This is a genomic window from Capnocytophaga gingivalis ATCC 33624 (assembly GCF_000174755.1).
Taxonomy (GTDB): Bacteria; Bacteroidota; Bacteroidia; order Flavobacteriales; family Flavobacteriaceae; genus Capnocytophaga; species Capnocytophaga gingivalis.
In genome coordinates, this window is sequence record NZ_ACLQ01000035.1 from 1 (window position 1) to 12361 (window position 12361).

Consider the following 12361-nt stretch of genomic DNA (forward strand, 5'->3'; position numbering starts at 1 on the left):
CACTATTCATTTTTCATTCTTCACTTAGAATGAGGTAAGAACACTTCCGCCAACATACAGCGAGCACTACCTCCTCCACAGATTTCTATAGTGGAAAGATCACTATAAAGAATCTGAGTATGTCGTTCTATAGCCTCGATTTGCTGAGGAGTAAGTGACTCGTAAGCTGTTTGGCTCATCACTAAGTAAGAATGTTCTTTGCCTTTTACCTCAAGCATATTACCTGCGTAATAATCAACCTGTTCTCTACTAATGGTAATGATTTCCTTTTTATCTTCTTTTAAATGGTTCAATACATTTTTGCGTTCCTTTTTATCCTCGATAGTATCGAGACAAACAATCGCAAAAGTCCTACCCAAGGCCATCATCACATTGGTATGATAAATAGGTTTTAGCTCCCCATCGGTTTTCTGAAAAGCTCTAAATATGACAGGAGTATATTCAAAATCCTCACAGAATTCAATAAATAATTCCTCAGAGGCTCTGGGGGATAGGGCACAATAGGCCTTGCGGTGTATCCTATCCAAGACCATGGCGCCTGTTCCTTCCAAGAAAATACCTTCATCCTCAGCTTCTGTATAGTCAAATACATTTTCTATCTCGAAGCCTGCCTCTTCGACTATATCGAGAATATCTTCTCGACGCTCTCTACGTCGGTTTTCAGCAAACATAGGATAGATGGCCACATCTCCATTGTTGTGGAAGCTAATCCAATTATTAGGGAAGATAGAATCAGGCGTATCCTGCTCGTATATATCCTCCACTTGAATGACATGTACTCCCACTTCCTTCAGCTTTTGAACTAACATATCGAACTCCTGTTGCGCTTTCCGGTTGATTTCTTCTTGGGTAATATTTATTCCCTTCTGGAAATAATTATTGACAATCGTCTCCTCATTCGTCCTAAAACGAACAGGGCGTACCATCAATACAGTATCGGTAATTTGTTTTTTCATCTCCTAACACATTATTAATGATTAATGTTCAATAATTAGTGATTAACGAGCAATGATTCTATGTTCATTGCTCGCTGTTCACTGCTTACTGATTAAGTATATAAGCAAATATAAGAGGTGCAACAATAGTTGCGTCGGATTCTACGATATATTTAGGAGTATCTATATCGAGTTTACCCCAAGTTATTTTCTCGTTAGGCACAGCTCCAGAGTAAGAACCATAGCTGGTAGTAGAGTCAGAAATCTGGCAGAAATAAGACCAGAAAGGCACATCCTCCCATTCTAAGTCTTGATACATCATAGGTACGACACAGATAGGGAAATCTCCTGCGATTCCTCCTCCTATCTGGAAAAAGCCCACACCCTTACCTGAAGAATTATTTCTATACCACTCAGTAAGGTATATCATATACTCAATACCAGTCTTGACAGTAGAAGCCTTTAAGTTGCCTTTGATGACATTAGCGGCAAAGATATTTCCTGTAGTGGAATCTTCCCAACCTGGGCATATAATAGGGATATTTTTCTCTGCTGCAGCAAGTATCCAAGAGTTTTTTGGATCTATTTCATAGTATTGTTCCAATACTCCAGAGCGTACCACTTGGTAAAGAAATTCGTGAGGAAAATAGCGTTCGCCCTTTTCCTCAGCCTTGTGCCATACTTCTTCCAAATGTTTTTGAAGGCGGCGGAAAGCCTCTTCTTCTGGGATACAAGTATCAGTAACTCGATTGTAGTGACTATCCAAGAGCTCTCTTTCCTGCTCAGGAGTAAGGTCTCTGTAGTGAGGTACACGCTTGTAGTGAGAATGTGCCACAAGATTCATAACATCTTCCTCAAGGTTAGCCCCTGTACAAGAGATAATATCTATTTTGCCTTGGCGAATCATCTCCGCCAAAGAAATTCCAAGTTCTGCAGTACTCATAGCCCCAGCAAGTGCCACAAGCATCTTACCACCTCCTTGTAGGTGGGCTTCATAACCCTTAGCAGCATCTACTAAAGCAGCTGCATTGAAGTGTAGAAAGTTCTTCTCAATGAATTGAGAAATAGGTCCTTTATTCATTTTTTAAATATTTATTAAGTTATACATATTTTAGAAAGGATAATTTATCCCTATATTAAAAACAAAATTAGAAAGTTTCAGCTCATTTGTCCAATGATGTGTCGCATATTTGGAAGGGTCATAGAGCTTCATTCCAAAATCACCACGGATAACAAAATAGTTCAAATCATAACGCAATCCAAACCCTGTAGCCAGTGCTACATCTGCAATATCCGAGAAGCTATCGAGCTTATAATCTGTATTTTCTTCATCATCCATCAGGTGCCATACATTTCCAGCATCCAAGAACAAAGCCCCTTTGAGTGCATTGGCTATGGTAAATCGGTACTCGGCATTGGCAGTAAACTTGAAATTGGCTTCATTGAACTCCAAGGGAGAGCCCGAAGAACCTGGACCCAGAGAGTACGCTCGCCACCCTCTGTTGTCATTGGAACCTCCTGCAAAGTAGCTTCTGGAAAAAGGAATACTTTTCCCATTGCCATAGGGCATAGCAAAACCTATAAAGGTGCGAAAAGCAAATACCTCTCCTCCATTCTTCCTTATAGTCAGCGGGATGTGCTTGATATACTCAAGCTCCGCCTTGGCATATTGTGCATAGGTGACATCCAAGAACTTGCGCTGCCCTTGATCATCCTTAGGAAGCTTACGTACTATACTGAGCAATTGAGGGATATTACCTGCTGTCTCCACTTTTACTCGAAACTGCTCATAATCAGGCTCGTAATAGTTAAATGTATTGTTAGACATATAGGTAAAACTCGTAGCCATGATAAGATCATTCTTAGTCATTCGATAATATCTCTGGAAGATATTATACAAATCCTTAGTATCTTGTGGATAGCCCGCATAGCCTCCCTGTTTGGACGCCCAGATCACATAAGCAATAGCCCCCTCTCGATCATTGAGATTGCCATCATTGTCCATCACAGCGGCGGGAGCATTGTGCTTTTTAGCCAAGTCATTCAGAGCGTTATACGAAGACCTGTACAATCGGAAATAGTTTTCAGGATTTTTGTTTCGGACAAATTCCACATCCAAGAGCTCCAATATATTGCGATTCTGTGTATTAGGACTCCAAGTATAGCGCAGCACTCCGCTTGTCTTCTGCTTATCCAACCCTATATTCTGCTGGGTACTGGTGGTAAACTGCAAGATTGTCTGTGGAGTTTTGGAATAAGGAATCAGGGATTCTATACTTCCGAAAAACCAAATACGTGGTATCGTAAGGCGCAATCCTCCTCCATATTCGAATATATTAAAGAAAGCTGACGTTCCATCCGGAAATTGCTGTGCTCCCAGGGTTACACGAGGAGTTATCTCAAGGGTTTCCGCTCCTCGGAAAACATTCCTTGCGATCAGAGAGGTATTGAATCCTATTCCAAATTCCTGTATAGAAGAGCGAGAAAGCTCCAAGTTGGTCTCTATAGAGAAGCGAGAAAGTGGCTCCAAGAATATATCGGCCTCCAGAGTTCTTTCCAAAGAATCCTTCTTGGCATAACGATACTGTATATTAGGATACTTAAATGCCCTAAGGTTATTGATCTGTCGGTAAGCATTGTTGCGGTCTATATCGCGATAGAGTGTATTGGGACGCAGCGCGATAGCATCATAGAGCGTCTGCTTACGATAGTGCAACTTATTGCGATAGTAGTAGGTAATCCCCTTGTACTCCACAGAATCATAGATAGTAGTTTGCAGAGAGGAGTCATAATCTGTATAGAGATATACTTTTTTGATGAGGTGTTTCTTATAAGTTTTTTCAGTAGGAGGATCCGTAGAGCGATCGGTATAATTGGCAATGGTGGTTGTTACATTGATCAACGAATCATTATTATAAGCTACAGTATCCCGCGCAATGGTAAAATCAATCGCACTTTGTTGGAAGTTATAGAACCCATTGTTACGCAAGAGGGTGGTGATACGAGAGCGTTCGTTGGTAAATTTCTCCAAGGAGTAATGGGTATGATTCTTAATCAGTCGTTCACCTATATGCTTTTTGTAGAGTGTATCTATCTCAGGAGAGAGGATACGAGTATCCAGAGAATCAATATAGTATCGCATTCCCTTTTCTATAGAGTAGACTACAGCTGCCTCTTTTTTCTTTTCCAAGGGGAGGATATCATGCTCCACCTTACTGTTATAGTACCCCACACTGTTATAATAAGCCTTGAGCACTTTGGTGGATTTGTTCACCTGAGCGGTATCCAATATAGCTGGAGGCTGTCCCATTCGTTGCAAGAGCCTGTCTTTTCCAGAGACCAAGAAAGATTTTCCCAAGCGCTGAGTTTGCTTTTTAGAAAGGAATCCATCCAAGAATCGATGCCATCGGGGATGGCGCTCGAGCCATTTTTGATAATTTTCTTCTGACTGATCATCCGCTAAGTTATAGATCAAAAGCCCTATAGGAATCCCCAACAATCTGGAGTTCGGTTCCTGGCGCAAGTATCCATATACATGGCTGTTCTTAGGCGCTTTTCCGTCCACATTGATATCATTTTTGCGCAAGAGATACGCTCCTTCAGGTACCTTCTTAGTAGGACTACAACCTGAAAGAGAGAACAAACACAGTAATAATAAGGCTTTTATAAAAAAATTACACTTCATCCAGCAACTTAAAAAATTCGGCTCAAAATTACAAATTTTATATGGTATATCAATAATAAAAAAGCGTTAATTCTCTATTTTAAAGTAAGAAAGATAATTTTACTTTCTCATTTTCTAAGATGAGTACAATAGTTCTCTCTATCACAGCCATTATTACTTGCTTTTTTTTAAATTATGTTGTATTTTGTGCAATAAAATTAAACATTAATTTATATGGAAACAGAAGAAATTCTATTGGACTACATTCATCGTTGGTTTATGATATATAGACCTGAACTAGATTTGAGAAAGAACGAAGCTGAAAGAATTTTCAACGAAATTCAGCAGGAACTTAATTTAGATGAAGTAGATAAACAATTTACTCAAGAAATTGATGGAAAAGTTTATTCTATAGAAGGAGCAAGAGAAGCTAAATACTCTATGATTAGGGAATATCTTGATGAAGTGTATTTTAGTCCTACCAATCAAGTATGTATGGAAGTGGCTGAAGAAAGAGAATTTTATCATGCCACAGAATATATGAAAGATTTAGGTTTTCTATACTATGAGGAAATGGAAATGTTTATAGAGGTAGTTAAAAAATCTGAGTGGTATAAAGAATATGAAGATACCAAAGAACTTCTAACTAATGAGGAATTTAGAAATAAAATAAGACAACTTTTCAGAGATAGGAAATGGAATAATTTTCTACCAGTACGAGAAGAAGAACCTTTCGACCCGACTATAATAAGTGCCTATCCTCCAAGAAAGGATTGAGACACCTCATTTTCATTATAACAATCTTTCTGCTGAAAAACAATTCCCTGTAGGTAAGGGCATAGTGTCTTTACCTACAGGGAATTAAAAAATACTGATATTTTCTTTTACTTTCTTCTTTTCTTAACAAAAATCACCAAAGCAATAAGTGCTACTAAGGCAGCAAGTCCTACCCAAAGGATATTGAGAGAGACTTTCTTTTTCTCTTGAGCAGTAGAGGTTTCTTCCTTTTTCAGAAGCTTACCATCCTTACTATCCTGCAGCTGAGTGGAGGACTCTTTCGCCTGCTTGAGCTGCTTTTGGTAAGCCTCTGCGTTGGCTTGAGGTGCTTTTTGTGAGATATAGGCTTGGAGCTTCTTATTCTCTGAAGAAAACTCTGATGAGGTTACCCCAAACTCTTTCACCAAATCCGTATGCAGGGTAGCGAGTTTGCTTATTTGTGCCTGAGAGGCCTTCCACATTCCCTTACGAGTAGCCTCAAGCATCACTGCGGTGACTTCCTCCAAGGCAGTAGCATTCTCTCGACGAATAAAGTCGGTTACCCCCAATTGCTGCTTGTCCTCTATATAAGTAAGATACACTTCCTCCCATAGAGCATCATCGATCAGTTCTGGGCGAGTGGCTTCCCAGCCATGCATATTGGTTACAATTTCCTGTATTTGCCCTGCAGCTGCAGCTTTTCCCTTCATCATCTCCTTAATGTATTTGGGGTTTAGAATTGTTGAGCGTGCTTCCACCCCTATAGCTTCCTTGAGCTCTTGCATATGCATATTCTTATGATTGCGGTAATCTGCCAAGTAGGCATCAGGATCCTTGCCTGTCACCTCCTTGATAGCGGCATTCATTCCTCCCATGAACTCATACACGTGGTCAAGGCTCAGAGCTCCCCAAGTATTGTTCTGTCGGGGCTGGATGAGTACATCCGCATTCTTGATAGCTGCACGGAACATTCCTTCTTGAAACTGGCTCCAATTGTCTTTGCTACCATAGAAAGCGCCCATGTTATGCATATACACCTGAGCGATATCCTTTTGGGTTTCCCATTTATCTCCAGCATTGATCAGTTCCTTAATTCCTGTGTCGTACCTACCTTGCAAGCCTCCAAAAATACGCTGAGTGGCCATCTGTCGGGCTTGTTTTGGCGGTACTCCTGCTGCTACCAATTCTTTTTCTATATCCACACTACCAGCACTTACTTCATTAGTATAAGTCTCCTCAGGTAAGGCGCTGACCATTTCTATCGCCTTGGTAATAAGGAACAAGCGAGAAGCAGCCAAGTCACGGAACTGACCAGAGGTCTGTATCACCACATCGATACGAGGTCTACCCAACTCATCCGAAGGAATCAGGCGGATATCGCCTACCCTGCCAAAAGTATCCCATACTGGTTCTACTCCCAGCATATACAGTGCCTGTGCTATAGAAACTCCTTCTGTTTCGACAAATTCCGAACTCCAGAAAGTATAGGCCACCTTCTTAGGAAAATCCCCATGCTTATCCTTGTATTCCTTTAGGACATTCTGTGCCAAAGTCACTCCTCTGTCCCAAGCCAACTTGGAAGGAGTCGCCTCGGCATTGACTGCATACAGGTTGTGCCCTGTAGGAACTCCCTTAGGATTGGCTACGGCATCCCCCCCTGAAGAAGGAGGTGTATAGCCGCCCTTAAGAGCGTTAAAGAAAGCTTTTTCCTCTGCCTGAGGACTATTTTGCAACCCCTCACGATAGGTAGCCACACTTAGGATTGACTTCTCGATATCCACAATAGCTTGTGCTCTATTGAGCTTGGCTTTCTTAGCGGCTATCTCTGCCAGTTCCTCCGGAGTCAGGGGTTTGCTTTCCACCTTATTAGCCGGTGCTTTTTTGGTTTTTGTTGGCTTGCCTACGGCATCTGGTTTTTTCCCTTGTCCCTGAGAAGAAGGTGTTGCTTTTTTCTCCATCTGTTTTTTCAAGAAATAAGGCATCCCACTTTCTGCTTCTTTAGCCAAAAGTTCCTTGGCTTTTTCCAGATCTTTAGGGACAATATGTGCATAGTTACAAATAAGCTCCGTCGTGACAGGCTTTCCTGAGAGAATCTGTCTGACCAAAGCTTTTGCTGGATTTAGGTATTTCTCAGAGAAGAAAACCTTTCTTTTAAGCTCTTTCTCAGTCACCTTCCCTTCGAGCTTATCCAGAGCAGCTATACTATAAGCGATGGGATCTGCGGACATCGCCATCACAGTGGAGAGAATCTTATCAGGAGCATAAGGTATTCCCATGGTGTAGAGCTCCCCATTGATTTTCTCTGTAGCTATCTCTTCGGCAAAGTTGGACAAACGGTCTATCTCCTCCTCGGTAAATGGTTTGGAAAGAATACTATCCAAACGCAAATCGCGATGTAAGCCCATACCTACGGCTAACTTTTTGATATGCAGAGAAATCGTATTTTTATCTGCTTCTTGTTTGGATTTCTGATAAGCAAGAATCGCATTCTCTAATTCATTGAAAGTGTTGCGCATGTCACTTTCGGTAAAAGCAGGTGTCAGATAAGAGACTAAGGAGCCATACGAACGGCGCTTAGCAGTCATAGCCTCCCCTATATTTCCGATAGTATAATAGTAAAAGTGCGGTACTGTGCCTACCAGAATATCCCCCCAATCGTAATCCGAGAGTGTCACCTGCTTATTAGGCGTAAATTCCAAAGAGCCATGAGTACCAAAGTGGATCAATGCATCCGCCTTTAAGCCATGTTGTATCCACAGATATGCCCCTATATAAGCATAAGGAGGAATCTCCTTTACTCCATGCTGCACCTTGAAATCATCCTCAGTACTGATGGCTGCAGGAGGTTGTGGCAGTATGGTTACATTACCAAAAGTAAGCTGAGCTACCGCCAAGTACTCTTTTCCTCCTTTCTCTGTGGAGAGATAGGTGCCAGGAACTGCTCCATTGCGAGTGATTACCTCCTTATAGAGCGAGGTAGGCAAGGCTTGTTTGAGCCAACTATCCAATTCGGCAGCCTCTACCAAAGCTGGATTTCCCTGAGAGAGAAAGCGCTCTATCTCCCCTTTAGCTCCTGCCCTATAAGTATTGGCATGATTGACCAATAACGTATTGAACTCCGCGACTGTAGCAGGGAGACCTTCTACCCGATACCCCTCCTTTTTGAGCTCTTGTAGAAAATGGTAGAGCGACTCGACCACCTCCAAGCCTTGTGCTACAGGAGGGTTAAGCCCTACCCCTTTGAAATATACAATAGCCAATTTCTTATCTTGATTGGCCTGCTTTTTCAGTTGGGTAAAATTGTGTATAATCTTGGCAAACTTAGCTGCACGGTTCTTGATGGCATCAAGGTAATAATAGCCATCCTTATTCTTCTGCTGAGCAATGACCACATAAGGATAAAGTGCTCCATCCAACTCAGGCATTACCACTGTTTGTCCTAAGAAGCCTCCAGCCATTCCCATAGGATCTTTTTCCCAATCTTCCTGCAAACTCAGTACAGAGAGCCCCGTAAAGAAAGGAATATTCTTTTGTTTTATCCAATTGATAAATGTCTCTGGAGCTCCCATCATCATCTGTCCATGAGGAAAATAAACAATGGCATCAGGATTAATCTCTTCCAAAAACTCAATACGCTTGGACTGAGCCGTAAAAGGATATACATTCATACCCTCCTGCTCTAAGGCAGAAATCACCCCATTGAGATGTTCCTTATTTCCACCGAAAGGCTCATGTAGTCCTGCTACGATTGCTATACGAGGGGCACCTTCCTTATAAAAATTATGCTCTCTAATATATTTTTCATAAGCCTGTCGTGAATCAAAAGAAAGGTCATCATCCAAGTGAAAATATACATTCTCCTTGCGCTCAATAGCTGGAGCTGGTTCTTGGGCAAACCATTTCTTATCAATATACTTACGTACATAACGAGCCAAGTTCTGGTAGTTATCCCTATTGGCACTCTCCAAATACTCCGATATACGTTGGCTATCGGTTGCCCCTAAGCTATTGATATCATTGTCAGGATTGGTCACAGCAAAACTGTGGAAAGGCACCCTCTGAGAGATTTCTTGCAGAAGTTCCCGCTGTTCTTGGGTTATTTTCATTCCCATCCCCCAAATAAGTACAAAGTCATACCCTCTAAGCCGGTCAAGCTCTTCCAAAGGTACCTCATCGAAGCGGATAAACCTATCCTTGTTGGACAAAATCACATTGGACGATTGATAGCTCAGGAAGTTCACCAAGGCGATTCGTGTAGGCGCCACATACTTGCGCCAGAGAAAATACCCCCCTCCACAGAGGAACAATGCCAGAAACAGCCATACTATTTTTTTTCTCATAGCATACGTAATTTACTCTTTTTTGTTATTGATATTTAGATTTATTTTATATAATTTGCAATAGCGCAAAAATACGATTTTTTTTGAAACTTCTCACTACGAAACGATTTTTTTATTTTCGCAAAGGTAATCAAGTATAACAGAGGAAAGAGAATTGCACTATAAACAAAAGCGAATTGCCCATGAGTAAGGAAAAATGCTTCTTAAATCAGGAGGCAAATTGCAATTCGCCCCTACTGTTCTACAATGGTTTTACTCACACACTCGTTCACGCGACTTTCCCCATATCCCCCTATTCTCCACTCTAAATGTTATCAACATTCATTGTATTTTAATTATAAACATTTACAATTTATTTAACATAAATTCGTATTAAAATCAACTAATTAACAACAGCAGCGTTTTTGTTGAAAATTATTTCATTATCGTTAATTCCTTATACTAAAAACTCTCTTAAAACAAATACAATACACTTATTTTCAATATATTACAATTGAATATTTTTACTATCATTTTTCTTAAAAAACGAACACTTATTATTGTTATTCACCATCCTTTTGCCAGAGATTCCCTCAATAGCTTGTAATTTTGCACTAACAATTTAGAGCCCAAAGAAGTGATAAACATTCCCCCTATAGAGACTCAAAAGGTTCCTATTGACTATCCTCATGGGATAGAATTATACATAAAGCGAGAGGACAAGACCCATATACATGTTTCGGGAAACAAGTATAGAAAGCTTAAATACAATGTCCAAGAAGCGCTATCTAAGGGATACAAACGACTGATAACCTTTGGTGGCGCCTATTCCAACCATATAGCAGCCACTGCCTATGCAGGGAAAATGATTGGCATAGAGACCATTGGAGTAATTCGTGGTGACGAATTAGCCTCTGCTATAGCGACAAACCCCACGCTCCACTTTGCACAAGAGTGTGGTATGCAGTTTCACTTTGTCACTCGTGAGGATTTTCGCTTAAAACATACAGAATCCTTCAAGGAAGCACTTTTTGAGCGCTTTGGTGACTATTACTATGTCCCAGAGGGGGGTACCAATCCTCTGGCCATCAAGGGTACCGAGGAAATCCTTACCCCTGAAGATACCATATACGATTTTATCACCACCGCCGTGGGTACAGGAGGTACCATAGCTGGGCTTATCAATAGTGCGGCTCCTCACCAAAGAGTACTGGGATTCCCTGCCCTGTGCGGAAGGTTTTTAGAAGAAGAAATAAAAAAATGGATACACCCCAATGACCATTGGCAACTGATCCATGACTATAACTTAGGCGGATATGCCAAGGTAAATGATGATTTTATCCGCTTTCTGAATGATTTTTTTAGGCAAACACATATCCCCTTAGACCCTGTATATACAGGAAAGATGATCTATGGGGTTACCTGCCTGATAGAGAAGGGATTTTTCCCTGATAACAGTAAAATAATGGCTATCCACACTGGTGGATTGCAAGGTATATATGGAATGAACCAAAAACTTAATAAAAAAAAGAAAGAAATATTGGATTATGAAAAAGAAATTACTTAGCCTCTTAGCCTTGGTCGCGCTTGTAAGCTCTTGTGGTACTACCCAAAAAACTGTTAGTTCACACAAGCCTATTGTCTCGCGTGTACCAGAGAAGGTACTCACTGAGAGCAAGCGCAGTGAAACCTATATCAATAAGGAAGTCCCTGAAACTCCTGAGGAGCTGAAAGCCACCTCGGCGGTGAAGGTAACCCCTGCCCTCATTCGTGAATATATCAACACCTATAAGGATATAGCTATGGTCGAGATGCAGCGCTATGGTATCCCTGCCAGTATCACCTTAGCCCAAGCGATCTTGGAGAGTGGCTCTGGACAAGGGCGCTTGGCACGCCATGCTCGCAATCACTTTGGCATCAAGTGCCATTATGGTTGGGAAGGAGATACCATCATCCATGATGACGATGCCAAAGGAGAGTGTTTTAGAAAATACGAACATGCTGAAGCCTCTTTCGAAGACCATTCGCAATTCCTAGTAAACCGCTCTCGCTATGCTTCCCTCTTTGAGTTAAAGGCTGGTGATTACAAGGGCTGGGCTCATGGCCTAAAAAAAGCTGGCTATGCCACTGACCCTGGCTATGCGCAAAAGCTCCTTTTGCTTATCAATAAGTACGAGCTACACCAGTATGATACAGAAGTACTTGGGTATGCCTACAAGGAAGAGAAATCCCTCTCCCCTATTCCCAACACCCCTCCCCTACCTATAGGTGCTAAGAAAGAAATAGCCAAGACAGCACCTGCAAAGACAAACTCAACTGTTGCGAAGAGTACCACGACTGTAGTACCCACTGGAGAAAAGAGTGTTGCCAAAAGAGAAAATACCCAGAAAAAGGACACTACAGCCCTTACTCAAAAAGTGGATAGCACTCAGGTTACACCAAAAGAAAAAGCTATTGTCAGAAAAGATAGTACTGAAGTGAATAATACCTCTGTCACAAAGCCCAATACACAGGCCAAACCTGAGGAAGTAGCTATGGAACTTATCAAAATGTACATTGTCAAGAAGGGAGATACTCTATATAATATATCCCGCCGATCAGGAGTGAGTGTAGAACAACTCATGAGCCTGAACAATATGAACAACTCAAATATCAATTTAGGACAAGTCCTCGTGATACGAGAATAA

General features: G+C 41.3%; 7 protein-coding genes. 3 read left to right on the forward strand and 4 right to left on the reverse strand.

Features of this window, described 5'->3' with window-relative positions:
* Positions 1 to 20: 20 nt before the first annotated feature.
* The 3 genes from ctlX to tamL form a co-directional block, all read right to left on the reverse strand.
* On the reverse strand, positions 21 to 956 hold the full coding sequence (gene ctlX / locus CAPGI0001_RS11425) for a citrulline utilization hydrolase CtlX (protein ID WP_002670631.1): 936 nt from the start codon (positions 954 to 956) through the stop codon (positions 21 to 23).
* Between the two features lie 85 nt (positions 957 to 1041).
* Positions 1042 to 2016 carry a deoxyhypusine synthase family protein gene (locus tag CAPGI0001_RS11430; protein ID WP_002670593.1) on the reverse strand — a complete coding sequence of 325 codons (975 nt, stop codon included), beginning with the start codon at positions 2014 to 2016 and terminating at the stop codon, positions 1042 to 1044.
* 30 nt (positions 2017 to 2046) lie between these two features.
* Positions 2047 to 4620 carry a translocation and assembly module lipoprotein TamL gene (gene tamL / locus CAPGI0001_RS11435; RefSeq protein WP_002670585.1) on the reverse strand — a complete coding sequence of 858 codons (2574 nt, stop codon included), beginning with the start codon at positions 4618 to 4620 and terminating at the stop codon, positions 2047 to 2049.
* Positions 4621 to 4833: 213 nt separating this feature from the next.
* On the opposite strand from tamL, the gene CAPGI0001_RS11440 reads away from it, so the two are divergent.
* Positions 4834 to 5376 (forward strand): hypothetical protein, encoded by a 543-nt coding sequence (locus tag CAPGI0001_RS11440; protein WP_002670404.1) that lies wholly within the window; start codon positions 4834 to 4836, stop codon positions 5374 to 5376.
* A 107-nt stretch (positions 5377 to 5483) separates the two neighbouring features.
* Here CAPGI0001_RS11440 and CAPGI0001_RS11445 read toward each other — a convergent pair whose 3' ends face one another.
* A complete protein-coding gene (locus CAPGI0001_RS11445; protein ID WP_002670460.1) occupies positions 5484 to 9695 on the reverse strand; it encodes a cobaltochelatase subunit CobN in 4212 nt (1403 codons plus the stop codon).
* A 616-nt stretch (positions 9696 to 10311) separates the two neighbouring features.
* Between CAPGI0001_RS11445 and CAPGI0001_RS11450 the strand changes: the two genes are divergently transcribed.
* The gene (locus tag CAPGI0001_RS11450) at positions 10312 to 11241 is read left to right on the forward strand and encodes a 1-aminocyclopropane-1-carboxylate deaminase/D-cysteine desulfhydrase (protein ID WP_002670711.1); all 930 of its coding nucleotides are present in this window, start codon (positions 10312 to 10314) and stop codon (positions 11239 to 11241) included.
* On the forward strand, positions 11222 to 12361 hold the full coding sequence (locus CAPGI0001_RS11455; protein ID WP_002670430.1) for a glucosaminidase domain-containing protein: 1140 nt from the start codon (positions 11222 to 11224) through the stop codon (positions 12359 to 12361). The genes CAPGI0001_RS11450 and CAPGI0001_RS11455 overlap by 20 nt, the downstream gene beginning before the upstream one ends.